This is a genomic window from uncultured Thalassospira sp. (assembly GCF_963976115.1).
Lineage (GTDB): Bacteria > Pseudomonadota > Alphaproteobacteria > Rhodospirillales > Thalassospiraceae > Thalassospira.
Genome location: NZ_CAXBJJ010000003.1, coordinates 89,466 through 113,070, shown reverse-complemented (window position 1 = coordinate 113,070; position 23,605 = coordinate 89,466). Strand labels below are relative to the sequence as shown.

The following is a 23,605-nucleotide window of genomic DNA, read 5'->3' as shown; positions in this document are numbered from 1 at the left end:
TTTTTATGCCAGAAAATCCGCCACCAGATTGCCCCAGTTGCGAACGTCATTTACATGTTTGGCAACATGCAGTTTTGCCCCGGGAATAAGCTCGGCCAGGCGTTCGGCCGAGGCAATGGGGTGGGTAGGGTCGCTTTCCCATGCCAGTATCAGGACGGGTAAATCCAACTGGCGGATGGCATCGGGGCTTGGCAGGTCCGATTGGCCCGCCCCGCGCAGGATCGAGGGCAGCAGGTTGATATTTACCTCGACCGGGAATTCGGGCAGGTCGGTGAATATTGGCGGTGGTGCCATATTGGCAACCAGCGCATCAAGGGCGGGCTGGCCGTCGTGGTCAATGGTGGTGGCGGATTTTTCGTAAAGATATGCCTGCGCGCGACGGGTTTTCCATGCCGTTGGCGGTGCGGTTAAAACCAGTTTGGCAAAGCGGGCGGGGGCGGCGGTTGCCGCGTGCAGAATGGTGCCTGTGCCCATTGAACATCCCATGGCGCTGACAGGCTGGTCGGCGGATGTTTGATCGGCGATGGCTAAAAGGTCGCCCGCCAGATGCGACCAGGTAAAATGTGACGGGACGGCCTCTGCCATCGACCGGCCATGCCCGCGCGCATCATAGCGCACCAGGCGCGACCCCGCAGCGATAACCGGTCCGAAATCGTAAATGTTTTTTTGTTCCAATGAATAACTGTTCGACATAAGCCCGTGCGCCCAGATCAGGGTAGGCCCGCAGCCTTCTTCGGTCCATGCAAGGGTTGCATCATCGCGTGCAAGGCGGTGTTGAGCAATGCGTTCGGGTTTCATCGGGGCTGGTTCCGTAAGTGGGAAGAAGATATGGCCAAACAAAATGGGTCATATTAAAGGAAAAATGCTTGATCAAGACGGATACTTTAAGCACGCAGGCGGGATGAGGGCCATTATCATCTGCGATTGTTGTGGTTAAAACAACGCCAGATCGGTGTGCATGGACCAAATTCTGTCAGCAGGGGGTAAAAGTGCTGGATGCTTTCATATCTTCCGCTCCTTTTTCCAATCAGGAATCTAGCGCGGAAAACTCCAATTATAAACATTCCAGTTCAAAGGGTGCAGAGCCGTGACAGGTTAATCTAACTGTGTTTCGCTGCTGTCGTTATCTGTTTCTTCCTCATTTTGTGCCCAGCGGGCGGCAAGATGCAGGAGGATAATGATCATCGCCAGGGGAACCGAAATCGAAATCCATGCCATCGGAATGCCCAAGGTATCGGCTGTCAGCCCTGCCTGGCGGGCAATATATCCTTTGGCAAAACCGCCGCGCAAACCGACGAAACAGAAATAGAGTACCGGCAGGATAAAGGTGAGCACAGCTGCACTTTGCAGGGCTTCGGCAAACAGGCCCAGAATATGGGGGCGTTTGGGAAATATGCTGTGCATTAAAATGGCATCGGATCGGGTTTTGAACGACAAAGTCGCCCCTAACAGCCCGGTCCAGACCATGGCATAACGCGCGACGTCTTCGGTCCAGGCTGGCGGGGATGAGAAAATATAGCGTGCGACGATTTGAACCATTACGGTTAAAAACATCAGCCCAACGGCCATCACCGCGATACGGCGCACCGACATATGCACGGCGTTGCTGGTTTTTATGACAAACTGACGCATGTCAGATTTTTCCTCGGATCAATCGCGGGCTGCAGATGCAGCCCGCTTGTGTGCGTTTAGCGGTTGTCGTCAGACAAGTCGGTCCAGGTTTTGATGTCTTTTGGCGGCATCAGGCCGGAATCGTAAACCGGCAACGAGGCTTTGCGAAAGACGGCCCGTTCTTCCGGGGTGAGCCGCTGAACGGTTACACCTTTTGCTTCCAGCGCCTTTAGCCCGTCGACGGATGCCTCTTTGAGCCATACGCGTGCGGCTTTGTCGCCAGCCTTGACGGCGGCATCAACGGTGCTGCGATCTGCGTCGGACAAATCATCGTACCATGTTTTTGATACGAGAACGGCCCGCAAAGGCCATATCACGCGTGCATCCGAGTAGTTTTTCACAAAGTCGGTCTGGCCGAACATAACAGGTACCTGCGGCGAATTCAGATAGCCGTCAATCACGCCGGTTTGCAGGCTGGCGGGGACTTCGCCCCAGGGAACGATCGTTCCGTTTGATCCCCAGGCGTTATACATGGAGATCTGTGCATCATCCAGGGCACGCATGCGTAAACCGGCCATATCGGCAGGAGAGCGGACCGCTTTGGTGGTCGTGATGATGCCGGAAGCCGGCCCAAGGGGGACCAGAGACAACAGAAGCACATCCTGGCTGGCCATATTCCGGTTTACCTTCGCAAACACTTTTCCGGCGTCCAGTGCGCGATCCAGGTGGTCGATGCTGTCAAACAGATAGGGCAGGCGGACGCCGTAAATGAACGGGTCAACCTGGGCAATCGTGCGGACATCTGAAAGCGATACTTCCAAAAGCCCTGTCGAGAGCTGGTCGAATTTTTCGGCTTCGTTGCCGATGGCGCCGACGGGCATCTCGCGCGGGTCCATACCCCCGGCTTTCAAGGCATTGCTAAAGGTATTGATCCAGTTATATGAACCCGATGTTTTCAGATCAGGTTTGGTATCAAGGGCAATTTTTACCTCTGCCGAGGCTGCGGTCGTCATCGCCAGCAGGGCGACCAGCGAAAGAGCTTTGAGTTTCATAAAATTTCCTCCCGGTTTTTAAGATTTCTAATTGACGGAAAGGCCGAAGAAAGTCGGCACAGTCAGGCTGATTGCGGGCCAATAGACCAATGCCAACAGCAAAAGAATTTGGACAATGATGAATGGAAGTGCCGCATAAGCCAGCCGCCAATAGCTCAGTGATGTTAACGCCGAGACCACAACAAGGCATTTGCCGAGCGGCGGTGTTATTAACCCGACACAGAGATTGAAGCACAGCACAATCCCCAGATGGACCGGGCTGATCCCCTGTGCCATTGCCTGCGGGGCAAATAACGGGATCAGGAGTGTGAGTGCCACCGGCGTGTCCATGAACATGCCGGCTACCAGAAAAACGCCAACCAGAAAGAACAGATATTTTGTACCTGTCAGGCCAAAGGCATCAACCCAACTGGCTAAGGCCTGCGACCAGCCCATTTGACCTGCCAGATAACCCAACACCGAGATTGCCGCCAGAATGATAAAGATCGTTCCCGTCATGCGGGCGGTGGTCTCCAGGGCGTCAAAGAGCATTTTGCGGGTCAGCCCTTTGTAATAGTGCCCTGAGACAAGCGCGAACAGCACGGCAATGGCCGCCCCTTCTGTCGGGGTTGCCAACCCGAAAACCAGCGAGCCCAGGATCACCACCGGCAGACATAGGGCCGGGGCGGCACGGCGCAAACTTGGCCAGAATGCAGGCAGATCGTCGGTTTTACCACCGGGATGGCCTTTAACCTTGGCAATCCCGGCATTGAGAAACAGCAGTACCACGGCAAGCAACAGCCCAGGTAAAATGCCCGCTGCAAAAAGTGATGCCACCGAGACGCCGGTTAAACCGCCATAAATTATCATGATGATGGAGGGGGGAATGATCGGCCCGATCATTGAAGAGGCAGCCGTGATTGCGCCTGCATAATAGGGATCATATCCGCGTGCGCGCATTTCGGGCACAAAAGTGCGCGATAATGCGGAACAATCGGCAATGGCCGACCCGGAAATTCCGGCAAAGAAAACGCTGGTCAGAATGTTGACATGTCCCAGCCCGCCGCGAAAGCGACCGACGACTGACATGGCAAGGTCGATGAGGCAGCGCGTTACGCCTGCGCGGCTCATGATTTCGGCTGTCAGGATAAACAGCGGCATTGCCATAAACGAGAAAACATCGAGCTGCGCGAAAATACGTTGCGGCAGGATCGATAGAAACTGATCTTTGCCGACAGCGATAAAACTCAGCACCGACACCGCGCCCATCAAATAGGCAAATGTCGTGCCGCTGACCAGCAGGATGATAAAAATTATCGGGATGAACCACATCTTCGTTTCCTGTTACACCGCTGTAGGCATCGATGACGAGGCTACCCGTGCCGCACTGTTAAAAATCGGCGGATGCGTGACAATTGATCGCAGGTCCACGGTGGATTTGACGATGTTTTTCAAATCTGGTTGCGGGCGCGCAGTAAGCGGGTTTTGGGCGAAATGAGCCTCGATTGTTTTGGCGGCGGCCAACAGGCGTTCGTCTGCGCGTGTGGCCCCCAGCATTTGCAGACCAAAAGGCATGTTGTTGCTATCTCGCCCGCAGGGAAGCGTGATCGATGGTCCGCCAGCCATGGATCCGCGATAGGTCAGCGCGAGCCAGCGATAGTAAATATCCATTTCTTGCGCGTCGATGCGCGACGGATGTGATTGCGTCCAGGGGAACGGCGAGACCGGCGATGTTGGCAAAATGATAACGTCAAAATCATGCATCAGGGCATTGAACCGGCGCAAGATTATTGTTTGTTCTTTGTGCGCCCACGCGCGGTCCGCCAACGTCATTTCCATCCCGAGTGCGACGTTACGGGCAATGTGATCGCCGAAACTTTCGGGTGTTTCAGAAAGTGCCTTTCCAAAAGCGGCGACAAAGCTTTCGGCGCGCAAAATGTCAAAAGTACGGTCCATTTGGCCAAGGTTAAGATCGACAGCCTGGCATTCTTTGACATAGGGACGCAGCGTTTCGACACGGTCGCGCAAACAGGCGCGAATGTCCTGATCTACTGGCGCACCCCCGAAATCTTCGCTGTATCCAACGCGCAAATCTTCCAATTCGATTGCCGGGAGCGTGTCAAACCGTGCCGGGTCGGCCGGGGAGGAAAGAGGATCATTGGCGTCAAAACCATGACAGACACGCAGCATCAGGATCAAATCATCCATATTGCGTGCCATTGGGCCCAGTACCGAAATACCGGACCAGCCGAGCGGGCGTGTTGGATGAGCCACGACATCGACCGAGGGACGATAGCCCACCACCCCGCAAAGTGCTGCTGGCAGACGCAGCGATCCGCCGGTATCGGACCCGGTGCATAATGGCAAAAGATTTGCTGCCAGCGCGGCGGCCGATCCGCCCGAGGATCCGCCTGCGATCAGGTTCGGGTTAAACGGGTTGCCCGTTGCGCCCCAAACCGGGTTGCGGCTGTTGCCGCCAGCACCCAGTTCGGGCACGTTGGTTTTGGCTAAAATAATCGCCCCGGCATTGCGCAGTCGCGCAACCATTGGCAAATCCTGATCTGGAATATTGGCGCGGTTCAGGATGTTTCCGTGCGTCGTTAGCAGGCCCTTTGTGTCTTGCAAATCTTTTACGCCAATCGGCAGGCCATCCAACGGCCCCTTGGGCGTTCCGGCCTGCCAGCGCCGTGTGGCCAGGGCTGCTTCTGGTACGGCATGCTCGGCATCAATGGCTGTGAGCGCGTTAATTTTTGGATTGTTTTGTGAAATATGGTCCAGGCAAGCGTCAAGGTAATCGCTTGGTGTTACGCTACCTTTCGCAAATCCGTCCAGAACGGCACTGGCGGACAAAGAAACAAGCGCTGAATTACCCATGCGAACAGTCCATTTCATATCTGTATGCAAAAAACACGTAAGCCCTCCCAAACTATGCGTTGGATGAGGCTATACGGGCTCCTGCACCTGGAACAGTGAGAAATAATACTGTAACATTAACCAAAAGGAATGATTTTGAGATCATCGGTGGCCTGTTGCAGGCATTTCAGGAACAATGAAAGCGTCCCGTTTTGGGCCGTTTGATCCGTACGCCAAAAACAGCGAACCTCGGAGAGGAAGCCGCGCGTGTCCAATGGCAGAATCACCACATCGCCGCGCCCGGCGTAGGTTTGTGCCAGGCTGAAGGGCAAAAGGCCAAAGGCAGGCATGAGGCGCAAAATTTCCAGATTCAGCGTTAATGACGATGACGCAATGGTATTGCCGGGCGGCGTCAATCCGTTTTCGGCAAACAGGGCATCCATGGCCCTGCGTGCAACAGAGTTGGCCTGCGGCATGACCCAGGGTGATGATACGACATCGCCCCATGCAAGGTCAGGTTTGCGCGCCAATGGATTGTTGCGCCCGGTCACAATGACAACGGCCTCTGAATACAGCGTCATTTGCGAAATTTCGGCCAATTCCTGTGGTTGCCAAATGCGGGCAATTAACAAATCAAGCGCACCGCCTTCCAGTTCGGGAAACAGCTCGACAAAATGCCCTTCAGACACAACGACAGAAGCCATCGGCGCGCTGTTTTTCAGCAAGGCGATGGCGCCGGGCAACAAAACCGATGAAACAGAACTGACCGCCCCGATTGATACCGAGCCCGATACGCCGCTTGCCATGGCTTCTATGTCAAAGGCGGCCCGGTTTAACTGGTTCAGGACCTGTCTGGCATGTTCGGCCAGCCTTTTGCCCGCTGGCGTCAGATACAGTCTGTTGCGGTTGCGCGTCACCAGCGGCACGTCAACAATTCGTTCAATTTCGGTAATTTGTTTGGAGATAGCGGGCTGGGTGACATTTAAGGCTTCTGATACCCGCGCGATCAGCTTCAGATCTGCCAAAGCCGCAATGATGCGCAAGTGGCGCATGGTGATTGCGTTGTTGAACTCCTTTGCCGTCACCACCCGTCCTTCATTGTACTGTATTGAGGTCAAAGTGCCATACTGGCCTGAAAATTTATATTCATATCAGTCCTGTTTTTACATCAAAGGACCCGATTATTGTTTAATTTAACCCCGATTCAAATCGATTGCGAACTGTAATCAGCCTTTTTTCGCAGTGGTTTCGTGCTGATTTTGTCTGCTCGGGGTTGATTCCCGGGCGCGGCCCGGGCCATATTGGTGTCGCGCAGCGCGTGCAGGCGATGCCGGGTCATCAGCACATAGCGTCCGGACCCATTAAAGGGCTTTCCCAGTCGGTTTTGCGTGATTCACTGTCTCCAGCGAGGCCGCCGATGCCCTGGTGCGCGGGGTGCGCCACGGTCTGGACGAGGCCGGGAACCCGGAAATTGCGCGTGTGGTGTCCGGACACGTGCGATTGCCGACCTTACGCCACATGGATATTGCTGCTACTAGCCTGAGGGTCAGCACTCAGGGCTGGCGAGTTTCACCTGAATTTCCGGCAACCGCGCAAGAATTATATTTGGAATTCCAAAAAAGTCCAGGGACAGTTTGTGTGCTGCTGGTTGACCGTTTCAATCTGCATTGATGCGGGCAGGGTGTGCGGACTCAAAGGCGGCTGGCAAGGACTTTGTGCCAACCGCTTCTTTTTTCAGGCCAAACAGGGATCAATCCCAGCTTAGCGCCCCGCCATTCTGATATTCGATGACGCGGGTTTCAAAGAAGTTCTTTTCCTTCTTCAAATCCATTGCCTCGGACATCCAGGGGAACGGGTTTTCAACTTCGGCAAAGACCGGGGCAAGGCCAAGCTGACCACACCGACGGTTGGCGATGAAATGCATATACTGTTCGCACAGTTCGGCATTCAGGCCCAAAAAGCCATTGGGGATGGTATCGCGGCCATAGGCGGCTTCAAGTGCGGCCGCGTTGCGTAACATATCGCGGATTTCATCCCGAAATTCTGCTGTCCACAGATGCGGGTTTTCCGCCTTGATCTGGTTGATGACATCGATCCCGAAATTGAGATGGATGCTCTCGTCGCGCAGGATGTACTGATATTGTTCGGCAATACCGACCATTTTGTTGCGCCGCCCCAGCGACAGGATTTGCGCAAAGCCGGTATAAAACCACATCCCTTCAAACACCACATAGAACGCCACCAGATCACGCAGGAAATCCTGATCGCGGTTCGGGGTGCCCGTCGCAAAGCTCGGATCGTCCAGATGTTTGGTATAGTCAAGCGCCCAGGCCGCCTTGTCGGTGATCGAAGGCACTTCGCGATACATGTTGAAAAGCTCGCCCTCGTCAAGGCCGAGGCTTTCGACGATATACTGGAAAGTATGGGTATGGACCGCTTCCTCGAATGCCTGGCGCAAAAGGTATTGGCGGCATTCCGGGTTGGTCAGATGGCGATAGATCGCCAGCACGATATTGTTTGCAACCAGACTTTCCGACGCAGCAAAGAAGCCAAGGTTGCGTTTGAGCATCCTGCGTTCATCCTCGGTCAATCCGTCGCGCGATTTCCAGAGTGCGATATCAGCCTGCATGGAAACCTCGGTCGGCATCCAGTGATTGTTGCACCCCGCAAGGTACTTTTCCCAGGCCCATCCGTATTTCAGTGGCAAAAGCTGGTTCACATCTGCGCGCGAATTGATCATCGCCTTGTCGCTGACCGTCACACGGGCGGCCCCGCGATCAATCGTGCCAAGGCCGGTGGCATCCGGTGTCCGGGCATTATTGGATGCCATGGTGTCGGTTGTATTGCTGGTGGTGGGGGCGTTACTTTTTACCCAGTCAAGCATGGCTCTCGTTCCCGATTTTGATATTGTTTGCGCAGGTTCTATTGGCAGGCTTCGCATTCCGGATCATCGATCAGACAGGCTTTTCCCCATGTCGGGCTTTCGGGAATTGCACCGGTCGGTGCGGTTGAAACAGCATTAAGCCTGCCGTCTGTGCCCTTTAAGGTGGATTTTTCAACATGGGTGGCGGCACTGGATCGCAGGTAATAGGTGGTTTTAAGCCCGCGCAACCACGCCAGACGATAAAGATCATCCAGCTTCTTGCCCGACGGGTTGGCGATATAAAGGTTCAGCGACTGCGCCTGATCGAGCCATTTCTGACGACGTGATGCCGCTTCGATCAGCCATGCTGAATCGATTTCAAACGCAGTGGCATAAAGCTTTTTCAGTTCATCAGGGATACGGTTGATCTGACCCACACTGCCATCATAATATTTAAGGTCGGAAATCATCACCTCGTCCCAGATGCCGCGTGCCTTTAAATCGCGGACAAGGGCGGCATTGACCACGGTAAAATCGCCCGACATGTTCGATTTGACAAACAGGTTGCGATAAGCCGGTTCAATCGACTGGCTGACACCGCAAATGTTGGAAATCGTTGCTGTCGGAGCAATCGCCATGGTGTTGGAATTGCGCATGCCGATGGTTTTGACCCGTTCGCGCAAGCCATCCCAATTCAGTCGCGTGGTGCGATCAACATCAAACTCGGAGCGGGTAGCCGCCAACAATTCAAGGGAATCAATAGGAAGAATGCCTTGCGACCATAGCGACCCGTCAAAGCTTTCATACCGGCCGCGTTCCGCTGCCAGATCGACCGAGGCGGCAATTGCATGAAACGCAATGGCTTCCATGCTTTCATCGGCAAAGGCAATGGCCGCATCCGATGCATAGGGGATTTTCATCGTCTGCAACGCATCCTGAAAACCCATCAGGCCAAGGCCGACCGGGCGATGGCGCAGGTTGGAGTAACGTGCTTCGGGGATGGTATAGAAATTAATGTCGATGACGTTATCAAGCATGCGCATCGCGGTTTTGACCGTCTTGGCAAGCTTGTCGTGATCAATGCCGTTTTCGGTAACATGGGCGGCCAGATTGACCGAACCGAGGTTGCAGACCGCGACTTCGTCCTGCGACGTATTTAGCGTGATTTCCGTGCACAGGTTGGATGAATGCACCACCCCGCGATGGCCTTGCGGGGACCGGATATTGCATGGGTCCTTGAAGGTGATCCACGGGTGACCGGTTTCAAACAGCATGGTCAGCATGCGCCGCCAAAGGTCAACCGCCCGAACGGTTTTGCAATTGGTGATGTCGCCGCGGGCCGCTTTTTCTTCGTATGCCTGATAGGCCGTCTTGAACGCCTTGCCATAAAGATCATGCAGGTCCGGTGTATCGTCGGGTGAAAACAGGGTCCATGCCCCGTCATCGATTACCCGTTCCATGAACAGATCCGGCACCCAGTTGGCGGTGTTCATGTCATGCGTGCGGCGGCGGTCATCACCGGTGTTTTTACGCAGATCAAGGAATTCCTCGATATCGATATGCCAGGTTTCAAGATAGGCACAGACTGCCCCCTTGCGCTTGCCACCCTGATTAACCGCAATGGCGGTATCGTTGGCGACTTTCAGGAATGGCACAACACCCTGGCTTTCGCCGTTTGTTCCCTTGATATGTGCGCCAAGGCCGCGCACCGGGGTCCAGTCATTGCCAAGACCGCCGGAATATTTCGCCAGCAACGCATTGTCCTTTATCGACTTGAAAATGCCGTCTAGATCGTCGGGCACGGTGGTCAGGAAGCAGGATGACAATTGTGGGCGCAATGTGCCGGAATTAAACAGCGTCGGGGTCGATGCCATGAAGACGAAGCTTGAAAGCTGATTGTAAAATTCGATCGCCTTGGCTTCGCGGTTGATTTCGCGGACCGCAAGCCCCATCGCAACCCGCATGAAGAAGGCCTGTGGCAATTCGAAGCGGGTGCCTTTGATATGCAGAAAATAACGGTCATAAAGTGTTTGAAGACCCAGATATTGGAAATTCAGGTCGCGTTCCGGTTTGATCGCGGCACTGATTTTTTTTAAATCAAAGCGGGCCAGTTCGGGGTCGATCAGGTCGGCTTTGATCCCGGCTTTCAGGGCGGCGGGGAAATAAGTCGCGTAACGATCTTTCATTTCGGCCTGTGTTGCCTGATCCGGGCGACCGGTGATGAAACTGAGTGCTTCGAACCGCAATTTGTCGAGCAAAAGCCGTGCGCTGACAAAGGCATAATTCGGTTCGCGTTCGACAAAGGTACGTGCCGCCATGATCGGTGCCAAAGCCAGTTCCGCGATTGAAACGCCGTCATACAGATTGCGTTTGGTTTCTTCAAAAACCGGATCGGGAGAAACGCCTTCAAGGTTGCTGCATGCTTCATCGATCACAGTCGCCAGACGATCAAAATCAAGCGGGGCAAGTATGCCATCGGCCTGTTTGATATTCAGCGTCGGCTGATCGGCTTTCTTCTTTTTCTTGCGGGAATCAAGTTTGGCGCGTTCGCGCGCGCGGTCTTCACGATACAAAACATAGGCGCGTGCGACCTTGTGATGTTCGCTACGCATCAGGGCCAGTTCGACCTGATCCTGAATATCTTCGATCTGAAGGGTATGGCCGGGGGCCGCACGGCGCAGAAGAACCGATGTGACCTGTTCTGTCATGGCATCGACAATGTCATGAACCCGGTGCGATCCTGATGCTGTTTCTCCTTCGGTCGCCAGAAACGCCTTGGTCAGGGCATTCTTGATTTTTGCCGGGTTGAAGTCGGTCACCGATCCGTTGCGTCGGATGACCTGATGGCCGCCCGATGTGACATTTGCCGGTTTGGATACAGATTGGGAAACGACAGGATCGGAGGCGTCATCGCGCTCCGTTTCGAGAGTAAGAGACATCTTTAACCCCAAATAGTTGGGGGCAAAGGCCAAGCGGACGCGTGCGGCAATAAATGGCGGAATACCATCAGATTGCAAGCGTTCCACCGGGGCACCCCGCCCGAGAACGTAAAATATCAATCACGGCAGGTCTCCTGGCTTGCGGCTATGGCGCTGTCATCCGGCCTTCCCGAAACGCAAAATCGCTTCAGTGACCATTTGTGGATGCCAGCTCGCCGCTTACAGTTGCGGGGGCAGCTCCGGCATTGCCGCAGAAATCTGCAGCGCACCGTATTCCCTCTTAGCCTTCGAAAATTTCGAAGGACCGTGATGTCTATATTTTGGGGTCAATTAGCCTTAGGCGTCAATATATATGTTTTGTTGACAGCTTCGGGAGAGGGACCACCCATTTGTTGGGTTCTTTTACTTTCTTGTTTGGGTTGAGTGAAAATCCCGTCCCGAAAAATCCGTTATTTAAACAATCAGTTTGCCATCCGGCCCAAAAAACGGGTGCGGCCCGTCATATTGGTCAAGATAGACCAGGTGGGTCATTAAATTATGCTGCTCTGGATTCCAGATATGGAGATTGATCGCAGGCGGTTCCATGACAAATGCCGATGGACCGTCGGGGCGTAAGTCAAACGCGACCTGATGGGCAACTGATGGCCCGATAATGAGCGGTACCCCGGCCCAGATTGTGTGGATTGGACGATGCACATGACCACAGAAAATCGCCCGGATGTGGTCGCGATGTTCTGATATAACAGTTTCCAGTTTGGCCGATCCTCGACCCAGATTTTGTAGATCCATATGTCTGATTCCGGTCTGGATCGGTGGATGGTGCATGAAAATTACACAATTCCTGTCTTTCGCATCCACGAGTGTCTTACGCAACCATTCGAGTTGTTCTGTGCCTAACACCCCCCCGGGTTTGCCTTCATCAAGCGTGTCCAGCGCAATCAGACGCAGGGGGAAATCATCTACTATATAGTTGACGAACCCGGTGGCATCGATCACTGGCGTCGCATCGGGAAATGCAGCCCGAAGTGGCCCGCGACGATCATGATTGCCCGGCACCATGAAATAGGGGATTGTTAATTTCTCAAGGATTTCCGCCACCAGCGCATATTCATCCGATGACCCAAGGTCGCCAATATCCCCGGTAAACAGCACCACATCCGGTCGCGGTATCATTGTCATGACATGATCAACCGCTTTTTCGAGCGCACGGGCTGTATCTACCTTGCGATAGGCAAGCCGACGGCCCGCCCCGATATGCAGGTCGGTCAATTGTGCAATCAGCATTGTTATTCTGTCTTTCCCGATTAAATGGTACCAGTACCAGCCACTGCCGCAAAACGGGCTTTCGTTGCCGGAAATATCGTTAGCCGCGAGACATTGACCCGGCAATGCACATCCGACCCGACTTCTGTCAGATCATCGGCATGCGTATCGATCATTAGCGTATGTGCGCCAATCCCGGAAACTGTCAGACGCAGCTTTTCGCCCAAATAGGCAATCGCCTCGACGCGACCGGTGAAATGAGCATCTTTCAGATCACAGACTGACAGGCCATCCGCCCGGAAAAACACGTCTACCGAACCCGAATTGCAAATAATATCTCCAAGCGGTTCCGATATCACGGCTGGCTCTAAAATGTGGGGGCCAATATGCAACTTTCCCCCGTGCATATGCCCCGCAAGCTGGTTGGCTGCCCCGACAAAATCGGCAACAAACGGGTTTTGTGGCGTGCGGTAAATTTCGCGAGGGGTTCCGATCTGGGCAATTTCACCCTTTTGCATCACCACAATCCGGTCGCCCAGCGCCAGGGCTTCTTCCTGATCATGGGTAACATAAATCGCCGTAATGCCAAGTTGGCGCAATAGCGCATTAATTTCGGTTCGCAACCGCACACGCAATTTTGCATCCAGCGCGGTTAGCGGTTCGTCAAGCAATAAAACACGCGGTTGCACCGCAATAGCACGTGCCAGTGCCACACGTTGCCGTTGCCCGCCCGATAACTGGTCAATGCGCCGGTCAGCCAACATGTCAATGTGCATCATTCCAAGCATTGCATCCACACGTGCCTGGCGTTCAGGGCCGGAAACCCCGTTGACCTTAAGACCATAGGCAACATTTTGCGCCACTGTCATATTGGGAAACAGCGCATAGGATTGAAACACCATACCCACCCGGCGTTTTTCTATCGACTGGCGGGTTACGTCATCGCCGTCAAAGGTAATCATTCCCCCGACATCGGGAAATTCGAGCCCGGCAATCATGCGCAAAATCGTGGTTTTGCCGCATCCCGACGGGCCAAGCAGAACAATCGTTTCGCCACCCTCAATCGTCAAATCAAAGGGTGCCAGCGCGCGCGTGCCATCGGCAAAGGTTTTCGCGCAATTGCGCAGTTTGATTTGCGTACTCATAACGTATCCTCCGCCGTGTCAACGCGTTTGGGCCGGTGTTTGCCCCGTTCGGCAAGGGCCTGCATCGCGATAAGCAACGGCATGATCAAAACAAAGAAAATCAGGGTATAGGCACTGCCGATCTCAAGGCGCATCGAGGCATAGGCATCGGCAAGGCCAACCGGCAGTGTTTTGGTAAGGGGGGTATGCAACATCCAGGTCAGGTTGAATTCGCCGATTGATAATGTCACCACCATCAGCGCCCCGGCCAGAATGCCCGGCCTGGCATTGGGAATAATCACGGTAAAGAACCGCCGCCAAAAACCGGCCCCCAGGCTGGCCGCCCCTTCTTCGAGCATTTTTATGTTCATCGCCGCCATGACGGCTGCAACCGACCGCACCATGAAGGGCAGGGTAAACAAGACATGCCCGGTTAGAATGAAAAGCCAGCTTGACCGATAACCGCTGACCCCGCCATAGGTGATCAGCAAGGCCAGCGCCAATGCCAACCCCGGTATCGCCACCGGCAAGGTCAGCAATTCTTCAAACAGGCGTGTCATCCGGCCCGGTCTGCGCACCAGCACATAAGCCAGCGGCACACCCGCCACCAGGGTTACCGCCAGACATGTCAGTGCGATAATAACCGATAACAGGATGCTTGGAGCATAAAGGTCCCAAACCTCGAATATCCAGCGTAACGTCAATCCCGATGACAGTCCCTTGAACACATTGACGGTCACCCCGGCCAGGGCAGACATCACAATCGGTACGACGATAAAAAGACACAGCACAATTGTCAGGAAAAGCTGGGCGTAAAATTTCCAGTCACGCTGCATTTTCATGCTCCTCCACCGGTGCCTGGCGTTGCGGCATTCCCGACAAGGCATCGAACGGCGGTCAACACCACCCAGGTCAGAATGCCCAACGCAATGCTAAGTGCGGCGGCAACCGCCACGTTGGCGTTCCGGGTAAATTCGGTATAAATCACCATCGGCAAAACATCGATGTCGGTGGCAAGTGTAAAGGCGGTGCCAAATGCCCCCATTGCGGTGGCAAAGCAAATCGCCCCGGATGAAATCAGGCCGGGCATCAGACCGGGCAAAATAACATCCTTGACCACCCGCCAGGTTGGCGCCCCCAGGGATCGGGCGGCTTCTTCAAGCTGCGGGTCAAGTTTCTCGGCCGATGCCATCACCGCCAAAATCACCCGCGGGATCGAAAAATAAAGATAACCGATAAACAACCCGCTGATGTTATAGGCAAAGACAAGTTTTTCATCAAATAGCGCATCGGTTATGCTGCCAATAACACCCTGGCGCCCCGCCAGCATAATCACCATAAAGCCGACAACCGTACCGGGAAATGACAATGGCAGTGTTAACATTGCTGTAATGACATTACGTCCGGCAAACCGGTTGCGCACCAGAAACAACCCGCAAACTCCGCATAAAACGAGTGCGGAGATCGTTACTCCGGCCGACATTACAAGGGTTTGCACCAGACTGGCCAGGTACCGCCCGTTGGTGAGAATGACGAAATAGGTTGCCAGACCGTCCGGCCCGTCTGCCACCCGTATTGCCACAAATGCCATCGGGATCAAAAAAAATGCGGCGACAATGATCATGCCTGGTGTCAGCAATAGCGCCAGAATGGCAGGGCTCCCGACGCCCGGGTTTGCGGGCCTGAAAACAAAAGATAGAAAAGAAGGGCGCGAACGCCCCCCTTTTATAGGATGAGCCGACGACACTTATCGTACCTCGGACAGATAACGTTCGCTAAAACCGGCCTGGACTTTGGCCATTTTGGCGTAATCAACCGGCTGGGAACGTGCGTATTCGGATGCAGGCAGGAATTTGGCGGATGCTTCGGGTGACAGGGCCGATGCAATCACCGGGCGCAAAAATGCATTTGCCCAGTGGGCCTGACCGGCATCCGACATTACGTAATCCAGAACCATTTTGCCATTTTCCGGATGCGGCCCGTTTTTAACCAGGCTCATGACATAGGGAACCGCAACCGTACCTTCGGTCGGAATGACAAAGGCGATATCGGCTTTATCTTTGTATTTTGCACGATAGGCATTGAAATCGTAATCGATCAGGATCGGAATTTCGCCTGACAGAACACGGGCATAAGCCGTTTGTTTGGGTACAATCGGATCATTTTCTTTGAGTTTCTTGAAAAATTCGATCCCCGGCGTGAAATCATCCAGCGTACCACCCATCGCCCGGTTAATCGCAACAGCCCCGGCATAACCGACAAAAGCGCTTGAGGGATCAAGATACCCGACCATGCCTTTATATTCCGGCTTTAACAAATCCGACCAGCTTTGCGGCACTGCGGCACCGTCGAGTGCTGCGGTATTGACGAACAGACCAATGGTGCCGGAATGAATGGCAAACCACGCACCGTCTTTATCTTTCAGACCGTCCGGGATTTTATCAAAATTGGCCGGTTTGTAGTTGGCAACCACACCTTCCTGTTTTGCCTTGATACCAAACGAAACACCGTAATAGGCGACATCGGCAACCGGGTTGTCCTTTTCCGCCAAAAGCTGGGATAATGTCTGACCGGAATTTTTGTTGTCCTGGGGCACATCGATCTTGAGGTCGCGAGCAATATTTTTAAGCTGCCCGCCCCAATCGGCCCATTCCGGCGGACAGTTATAACAAATCGCAACATCATTTGCGAAGGCGGGCTGGGTGGCGGCAACAGCAAATGCCATACCCATGACAAGTTGTTTGAAACGCACTTTTGATCTTCCTATACTCGGGTTGATGAACGGCGCCGGAAGGGTCCAATGGATTCTCCGTCGCTTAGACGATGAGGCAGCAACAAACTTCGCGGGTTTGACTGCCCCGTAATCAGGCCGCGCAGGAATGCAAGCGCCTGCCGGCCCATCTCCTGGGTGGGCTGAACTGCCGAACACAATTTTGGCGTGATCAGCCCACCCACCGAAATTCCGTCAATTCCGCCAACCGAAACATCGCCAGGAACAGATAATCCATGTGCGCGACAGGCGTTAATCGCTGCAATTGCCAGCATATCGGTTGAACAGACAAGTCCGGTGACCGCATCCGGCCCGGACAACAAGCAGCGCAGTGGCTCGATCAAATCGGTTTCACCAAATGGCACCTGGACCAGATGCGGCGGTGCAATGTCGGCATCCTTAAGGGCATGGCAAAATCCGGCATAACGCTGGCGGGACCGGTCCGAACTTTCAAACCGGCCCGCGACCATTGCCAGCGACCGGTGTCCCTGGGCAATCATTGCACTGGCAATGTCATAGGCCGATTGCGCATTATCAACGCTGATCGCGGCAATATCGGCGCGGCTTGGCTGGTTGAACAACAATACGAACGGGATTTTTTCCGCCAGCAATAAATCCACCACAGGATTGTCATCGGCATTTGCCAGCGTGAGGATCAGCCCATCGACACGATTGTCCAAAAGAGCGGAAACCGCACCCATTTCTCGTTCCGGGTCATAATTTGAGGATGTCAACAGAACGGTCAGGTCTTCGGCATGTGCTTCCTGCTCGATTCCCTGTACCGATGTTGCAAAAACGGGGTTGGCAAGTGTTGGCACCAAAACCCCGACCGTGCGGGTATGACTCATCTTCAACCGTCGGCCATTGATATTGGGCCGGTAATTCAGATAGCGCATGGCTGCATTCACAATTTCAGCCGTTTGCTCGGGAACGTCATCAGGAAAATTGATGACCCGCGATACCGTTGCAATGGATAAACCGGATTTTCGCGCGACATCGCGCATGGTGGGTTTGGGTGACATGGGGAAACTCCTGTAACGTCCCCACAATACGGAAATTATAAGTCACTCTGATAACGCATTTGTTGCAATTTAATGAAGCTTTGAAACGTTTACATTGGCAGAAAACCAAGGTTTCCTGAAAACGTGATTGCATCAAAATTCCGCTTTTCCGTCGTATCGGGTGGCGCGTTTGGACAATGCCGGACAGGCAGGCGGTCGCGGCGGTATCGGCTTGCTAGGTAGAATGAAACAAGTCCGCGAAAACATTCTTTACGGGAAAATTTGCCTTTTTAGCCATCCCTCACACCTTTCGGGAAATAGGGTTCCTGATCGGCGTCGGGCGAATTATCGGTCTCTTTGATCTGTGCTCTGCGCCCGGAAAACTCTAATCTCCGGCACTCCAACGTTGGGTCTTAGAGCAAGTCTTGCAGAATGATTAAATGGCGAGGGGCAGGCACATAAAAACTACCTGTGCCCGATTCGATGGAAGGCAGGGAACGGTTTTTTCGGTGATCGGCAGGATAGTACCTGATCAGCGGTTGCGTAACAGGCTTTGATAGCGGGCCTGGCTTTGGCTCAGATGTTCGCGCATGGCTTCGCGCGCACCTTCGGCATCGCGTAGCGATATGGCATCATAAATACGGTGATGTTCCGCCAGAATTTTGTCCATATAGGCTTTCAGGTCTTCGACCTCGGCCGGTTTGCGGCGCAGCTGGGCACGCGGAATGGTTTTATCGCCCAGATATTCCAAAAATTCGCCATAGCGGCGGTTATTGGTGGCATCGGCAATGGCGCGGTGAAATTCGTAATCGGCCTTTTCTGCCGGGCTGCCAGACTGAACCTGAAATTCCATTTCGCGCAGGGCTTCGTAAATTTTTGCCTGTTGCGCCACCGAGCTTCGCGCGCAGGCAAGGCCCGCAGCTTCGATTTCAACGGCCATACGCAATTCCAGAATTTCCAGCACATCGGAAATCTGGGCAAAATCAACATCAAAGATCGACCCGCTGTTTTTACGCGGCACTGGTGCCAGCACAAAAACACCGGCCCCCTGGCGCGGTTCAAGCAAACCGTCGGCCTTAAGGGCGGCAATGGCTTCGCGCACAACGGTACGGCTAACCCCGAACTGTTCGGTCAGGGCCGGTTCGGTGGGCAGTTTTGACCCCGGCGTCAGATTGCCACTTTCAATTTCCCGACGCAGGCTGGAAATAACCTTTTCGGTCAATGAAACTTTACGGTGTGTTTTTTGCGGCGCACTATTGTTCATGGAATCTCTTTAACTGACATTTGCCGACCATCTGATTGGCAGGCGGTCTTTTGCCAAAACGGGGTAAATCGTTTATGGCTAAAGTCATCGTATGATTTAACGATATATGGGAACGATTACCATGCAAAAAAAGCCAATACAGGAATTGTTTTGGGAAAATGGCGATTTTCATGTGGGGTTCCTACCTTTTGGCGGGGCGATTACCCGGCTGGAATGGCGGCGCCCCGATGAGCTTGGATACGCACATTTGTTGCGGCCGTCTGACCAATCTGCGCTGGAATCGGGTAATCCATCATATCTTGGCTGTTTTCCCATGGTGCCGTTCGCCAATCGTATGGCATTTTCGCAGTTTCCATTTGATAACCGCACCATAAGTGTTCCGGCAAACCGCCCACCGGGGCCACATGCCATTCACGGGTTTTCATCGCGTGAGGACTGGGATGTGACCCAAAGCGATGAGGGTGCCCTGCGCTTTGAAACCCGCCATACCGATACGCACAATAACGGGTTTGATTATATTGCCTGGCAGGAACTGCGTGTGCAAGACGGGTTTCTGGAATGGGAAATTGGTGTGCGGCATCTGGCGCAGGGGGCCATGCCTTATGGCATTGGATTGCATCCGTGGTTTTATGCGACGGAAGATGTTGAAATCGAATTTATCGCCGAAGGTTGCTTTAATACGGACGGTGACATGCTGCCAGTCGCGGCTACGGTCGTTGATTTAAGCCGAGATTTCTCCGTGGCCGGGGCTGCGCGTCGGCATCGGGGGCTGGATTGCCATTATAGGGGTTGGGATGGGAGGGCGCGTATTTTCTGGCCCGAAGACGGTGTGGCTTTGTCGATTGGGGCATCAGAAACTTTGCGAAATTTACAGGTTTATTTGCCCAAAGATGGCGGTGCGGTGTGTCTGGAGCCGGTATCGCATGTGCCAAATGTACATAATCGACCGGAATTTAAAGAATTTGGCGATATTCTGGTGCTGGCAAAAGGACAAAACCTGATCGGCACCATAACATTGGCACCGAAACTTCTTGTGTAAAACCGATAGTGCGAAATGGACACTATTGGCAAGGCGTTCGCAAACAGGCCCGGTCTGGGGGGGGCCTGTTTGCGATGATCGGGTTAATGAATTTCAGGATCTTCGATGGGGGCGGTGCCGGTTAGAAAATCAAAATCGCAGCCTTCATCAGCCTGGGTAATATGGTTGGCATACATGCGGCCATAACCCCGGCCATAATCGCGGTTGGGCGGGTTCCATGTTGCAAGGCGGGCGGTGATTTCATCGTCGCCAAGATCCACATGAATGCTGCGGTTTTCGATATCGACCGATATCATATCGCCGGTCTGCACGGCGGCCAAGGGGCCGCCAATATAGCTTTCAGGGGCGACATGCAAAATGCAGGCACCATAGCTGGTGCCGCTCATGCGGGCATCGGATATGCGCAGCATGTCACGCACGCCTTGTTTCAACAGCTTTTTGGGGATCGGCAACATGCCCCATTCGGGCATGCCTGGCCCACCAACCGGTCCGGCATTTTGCAATACCAGAATATGGTCGGCGGTTACGTCAAGGTCATCACGGTTGATTTGGGCGTTCATTTCGTTGTAATCGCGAAAGACAAGGGCGGGGCCGGTGTGTTTTAACAGGCGCGGGTCGGCGGCACAGGGTTTCATTACGCAGCCGCGCGGGGCGATGTTACCGTATAAAACAGCGGTCGCACCGGCACTGTAAATGGCGTTTTCGACACCCCGAATCACATCGGCGTTATAAATGGGGGCACCGGAAATGTTATCGCCCAGGGTTTTGCCATTTACGGTCAGGCAATTGGTATCAAGGTGGCTTCGGATATTTTCCAGAAGGCCGATCAAACCGCCGGCATAAAAGAAATCTTCCATCAGAAATTCGCCCGATGGCCGCAAATTGGCAATAACGCCCATGCGCCGCGATGCTGCTTCAAAGTCTTTCAGGCCAATATCCAGCCCGGCCCGTTTTGACAGGGCGATCAAATGCGGGATGGCGTTGGTTGATCCGCCCAGCGCCATTTGCACGGTTAGTGCATTTTCAAACGATCCGCGGGTTAAAACATCGGACGGTTTGCGATCCTGCCAGATCATTTCAACAATCTGTTTGCCGGTATTGGCCGCCATGCGCGGATGGCCTGAATCCGGTGCCGGGATAGAGGATGCATTGGGCAGGGTGAAGCCCAGTGTTTCGGCAAGGGATGTCAGGGTGGATGCGGTGCCCATTGTCATGCAATGACCATAAGACCGGGCAATGCCAGCTTCCATTTCCTCCCATTGGGCCTGGCTGATATTGCCAGCTTCCTTTTCCGCCCAGTATTTCCACACATCCGAGCCACTGCCGAGTGTTTTACCCCCCCAATTGCCGCGCAACATTGGCCCGGCGGGCATCAGGATGGCGGGCAAATTCATGCTGATTGCGCCCATGAGCAGGGCCGGGGTGGTTTTATCGCAGCCGCCCATCAAAACAACCCCGTCCACCGGGTGGGATCGCAGCAATTCTTCGGTCTCCATCGCCAGCAGGTTGCGATAGAACATGGTGGTGGGTTTGACATAGGTTTCGGCCAGCGAAATTGCGGGCAGTTCCACCGGGAAGCCGCCAGCTTGCAAAATACCGCGTTTAACGTCTTCGACCCGGTTTTTGAAATGGGCGTGGCAGGGGTTTATGTCGCTCCAGGTGTTGATAATGGCGACAATCGGCTTGCCTTTGAAATCGTCAATCGAATAGCCCATTTGCAACATGCGCGAGCGATGACCAAAGGCGCGTAAATCCTCGGCCCCAAACCAGCGATGGCTTCTAAGCTGTTCGGGTGTTTTTTTCCTCTCCATGATCCCTCTCGATTCTTGTAAAATTTTGTAACAGGATGCTGATCGTCAAGGCGGTGTGGTTCAAGAAAAAACCGGTTAACAGGGCGTGAAATTATTTTAAATCCGGGCTTTGCACGCCGTTGACCTGGTTGTGGGGCCTTTACCCGCCTGTCATTTGGCGTTAACTTCCTGCAACGATAACTTACAAGATGACAAGTGGTGCGGGGGCTACGCCATGGCGGGGTTGAAACTTAAAATTCAGAAACGCGAAAAACTGGCAGATCAGCTATATGGGCAAATCCTTGAACAGATTGTATCGGGTAACCTTGCCGAGGGGGCCAAACTGCCGTCGGAAAACGAAATTTGCGCATCGTTTGGTGTCTCGCGCCCGGTGGTGCGCGAGGCCCTGCGCAAATTGCAAACCGATGGGCTGGTTTTTGCCCGCCAGGGGGTGGGGTCGTTTGTTAAAAAACGCCCGCCACAAGGCTTGATCGAATTTGCCCAGGCGGGCGATGTGGCTGGTTTGTTGCGCTGTTTTGAAGCCCGTATTGCCATTGAGGGCGAAACGGCCCGCCTTGCTGCCGAACGTGCCGGAACGCGCCATCACAAGGAAATCGAATTTGCCCTGCGCACGTTGGAACAGGGGATTGGCAGTGGCGGCATCGCCAATGAGGCCGATTTTGATTTTCACCTTGCCATTGCGCGGGCCAGTGGCAACGATATTTTTGTAACCATGCTGAATTCGCTTCATACCGTTATCGCCAGTTCGATGGGGGTTGCGCTCAGTATCACGCGGACGGGATCAAAGGAGCGGGCGCAAAAAGTGCTGAGCGAACACCAGCAAATTTTTGATGCCATCTTAAGCCGGGATTCCGCTGCCGCTGATTTGCTGATGCGGTATCATTTGATGCAGGCCCGCCAGCGCGTCACCGATCACGCCCGTGACAAATAAACCGTTTGGGGCGACATGACGCTTTCGCCGGGGCGATTGTCGTTAGCAAACCTTGCAGGCCCTGTTTTGATCGGGGGCGTTTTTAAGGAACCAATCCGCGTGCCGCCCCGCCGGTTGTTTGTCGTTGGGCACGCGGATTAAGGGTTTCAGGCCGCGTTATTGGCACGCAACAGTTTCTTTGCCGCCGTTTCCAGGTCGGCCAGGACATTGGGGTCGTCAATATTGGATAAAAACGGGTATATCGGCCCGGTATCGGCTATGCCTGCCAGCCGCACTGCTTCATGCAGGATGCGAAGCGGCGAATATGCGTCGCGCAAATCTTCCAGGGCGATAAATTTTTCGCGAATGTTGCTTGCCGTTGCAACATCGCCCGCCTGAAGGGCCTTGAGCATGGCGGTAGACAGGGCCGGTGCCACGCAAACCGAGCCAGAGGTAAAACCGCTTAATTTAAATTCCATCAAATGTTCAATTGCCGGGCGTTCGCCAATGCCCGAAATGATGCGGTCGGTGCCGACATAGCCCACCAGTTCGCTTAGGAAGGCATCAATCGACGGATTTTGGCGTACGACAGCATATTTGATGGCGCAGGCAACGCCGTCGGCCAAAAGGTCGGCGATCAGGCGCGGCGTTAGATAGGTGTCGGATTTTACATACACAATCAGCGGTTTGCCATAGGCATCGGCCAGGCGACGAACCCCCCCGGCAACCCCGGCAGGTGTCGCAGGGAAGTTTAGCGGCAGGGCCATGGCCGTTGGAAAGTCGCGATGTTTGAGGATGTTAACCTGATCAAGCGCTTTGCCGTAATCGGCACCGATGGAGGGGATGACCCAGTCATCTTCGCCAACCCAGCTTTCAAGCTGTGTCAGGACGCCGTCATATTCGCCAACTGAAATGTTATAAAAATTGGCATTACCCCCATACATGAAGGTGCTGACACCGCCCTGTTTCAGGTGGTTGACCAGTTTCCGGTTTTCCACGTCCGATACACTGAAATCAGCAGCACGCGCCAGTGGCGGGACGGAAAGGATCGATTTCCCCAGATCTGCCGAGGTAACGGCACTTGTTTTCATTGTAACCTCCGTGATGATTAGTTGTATTTTTAAAT

19 protein-coding genes and 1 riboswitch are annotated in these 23,605 nt (G+C 54.0%); of the genes, 2 read left to right on the top strand and 17 right to left on the bottom strand.

Annotated features, from left to right (window positions below; translation table 11 throughout):
* Positions 1-3: 3 nt before the first annotated feature.
* From AAC086_RS04330 to AAC086_RS04260, 15 genes are all read right to left on the bottom strand, one after another.
* Positions 4-798 carry an alpha/beta hydrolase gene (locus AAC086_RS04330; RefSeq protein WP_339775731.1) on the bottom strand — a complete coding sequence of 265 codons (795 nt, stop codon included), beginning with the start codon at positions 796-798 and terminating at the stop codon, positions 4-6.
* A 297-nt stretch (positions 799-1,095) separates the two neighbouring features.
* On the bottom strand, positions 1,096-1,632 hold the full coding sequence (locus tag AAC086_RS04325) for a TRAP transporter small permease subunit (protein WP_339775729.1): 537 nt from the start codon (positions 1,630-1,632) through the stop codon (positions 1,096-1,098).
* 56 nt (positions 1,633-1,688) lie between these two features.
* Positions 1,689-2,663: a TRAP transporter substrate-binding protein gene (locus AAC086_RS04320; RefSeq protein ID WP_339775728.1), complete on the bottom strand. Its 975-nt coding sequence runs from the start codon at positions 2,661-2,663 to the stop codon at positions 1,689-1,691.
* 27 nt (positions 2,664-2,690) lie between these two features.
* The gene (locus AAC086_RS04315) at positions 2,691-3,974 is read right to left on the bottom strand and encodes a TRAP transporter large permease (RefSeq protein ID WP_339775727.1); all 1,284 of its coding nucleotides are present in this window, start codon (positions 3,972-3,974) and stop codon (positions 2,691-2,693) included.
* Positions 3,975-3,986: 12 nt separating this feature from the next.
* Positions 3,987-5,516: an amidase gene (locus AAC086_RS04310; protein ID WP_339775726.1), complete on the bottom strand. Its 1,530-nt coding sequence runs from the start codon at positions 5,514-5,516 to the stop codon at positions 3,987-3,989.
* A gap of 116 nt (positions 5,517-5,632) precedes the next feature.
* Positions 5,633-6,580, bottom strand: coding sequence for a LysR substrate-binding domain-containing protein (locus AAC086_RS04305; protein WP_339775722.1), 948 nt, complete (start codon positions 6,578-6,580; stop codon positions 5,633-5,635).
* Between the two features lie 665 nt (positions 6,581-7,245).
* Positions 7,246-8,379 (bottom strand): ribonucleotide-diphosphate reductase subunit beta, encoded by a 1,134-nt coding sequence (locus AAC086_RS04300; RefSeq protein ID WP_339775720.1) that lies wholly within the window; start codon positions 8,377-8,379, stop codon positions 7,246-7,248.
* A gap of 38 nt (positions 8,380-8,417) precedes the next feature.
* A complete protein-coding gene (locus AAC086_RS04295) occupies positions 8,418-11,417 on the bottom strand; it encodes a ribonucleoside-diphosphate reductase subunit alpha (protein WP_339775719.1) in 3,000 nt (999 codons plus the stop codon).
* Positions 11,404-11,621, bottom strand: a riboswitch (cobalamin riboswitch). It overlaps the preceding gene by 14 nt.
* 129 nt (positions 11,622-11,750) lie before the next feature.
* A complete protein-coding gene (locus AAC086_RS04290) occupies positions 11,751-12,581 on the bottom strand; it encodes a phosphodiesterase (RefSeq protein WP_339775717.1) in 831 nt (276 codons plus the stop codon).
* 20 nt (positions 12,582-12,601) lie between these two features.
* Positions 12,602-13,705: an ABC transporter ATP-binding protein gene (locus AAC086_RS04285; protein WP_339775715.1), complete on the bottom strand. Its 1,104-nt coding sequence runs from the start codon at positions 13,703-13,705 to the stop codon at positions 12,602-12,604.
* The gene (locus AAC086_RS04280) at positions 13,702-14,526 is read right to left on the bottom strand and encodes an ABC transporter permease subunit (RefSeq protein ID WP_339775713.1); all 825 of its coding nucleotides are present in this window, start codon (positions 14,524-14,526) and stop codon (positions 13,702-13,704) included. The genes AAC086_RS04285 and AAC086_RS04280 overlap by 4 nt, the downstream gene beginning before the upstream one ends.
* On the bottom strand, positions 14,523-15,308 hold the full coding sequence (locus AAC086_RS04275) for an ABC transporter permease (RefSeq protein ID WP_339775711.1): 786 nt from the start codon (positions 15,306-15,308) through the stop codon (positions 14,523-14,525). The genes AAC086_RS04280 and AAC086_RS04275 overlap by 4 nt, the downstream gene beginning before the upstream one ends.
* Positions 15,309-15,431: 123 nt before the next feature.
* Positions 15,432-16,436 (bottom strand): ABC transporter substrate-binding protein, encoded by a 1,005-nt coding sequence (locus tag AAC086_RS04270; RefSeq protein WP_339775709.1) that lies wholly within the window; start codon positions 16,434-16,436, stop codon positions 15,432-15,434.
* Positions 16,437-16,447: 11 nt separating this feature from the next.
* Positions 16,448-17,476, bottom strand: coding sequence for a LacI family DNA-binding transcriptional regulator (locus AAC086_RS04265; protein ID WP_339775707.1), 1,029 nt, complete (start codon positions 17,474-17,476; stop codon positions 16,448-16,450).
* 511 nt (positions 17,477-17,987) lie between these two features.
* Entirely contained in the window at positions 17,988-18,719 is a 732-nt protein-coding gene (locus AAC086_RS04260) for a FadR/GntR family transcriptional regulator (protein WP_339775706.1), read from the bottom strand.
* 121 nt (positions 18,720-18,840) lie between these two features.
* Here AAC086_RS04260 and AAC086_RS04255 point away from each other — a divergent pair, with 121 nt between their 5' ends.
* The gene (locus tag AAC086_RS04255) at positions 18,841-19,758 is read left to right on the top strand and encodes an aldose 1-epimerase (RefSeq protein ID WP_339775703.1); all 918 of its coding nucleotides are present in this window, start codon (positions 18,841-18,843) and stop codon (positions 19,756-19,758) included.
* Positions 19,759-19,841: 83 nt separating this feature from the next.
* On the opposite strand, the gene araD is transcribed toward AAC086_RS04255, so the two are convergent.
* Complete coding sequence (gene araD / locus AAC086_RS04250; RefSeq protein ID WP_339775701.1) at positions 19,842-21,569, bottom strand: L-arabinonate dehydratase; 1,728 nt, start codon at positions 21,567-21,569, stop codon at positions 19,842-19,844.
* 214 nt (positions 21,570-21,783) lie between these two features.
* On the opposite strand from araD, the gene AAC086_RS04245 reads away from it, so the two are divergent.
* A complete protein-coding gene (locus AAC086_RS04245) occupies positions 21,784-22,500 on the top strand; it encodes a FadR/GntR family transcriptional regulator (RefSeq protein WP_339775698.1) in 717 nt (238 codons plus the stop codon).
* A gap of 146 nt (positions 22,501-22,646) precedes the next feature.
* Here the strand turns inward: AAC086_RS04245 and AAC086_RS04240 are convergent, their stop codons facing one another.
* Positions 22,647-23,570, bottom strand: a complete 924-nt coding sequence (locus tag AAC086_RS04240; RefSeq protein WP_339775697.1) for a dihydrodipicolinate synthase family protein — start codon at positions 23,568-23,570, stop codon at positions 22,647-22,649.
* Positions 23,571-23,605: the final 35 nt, after the last annotated feature.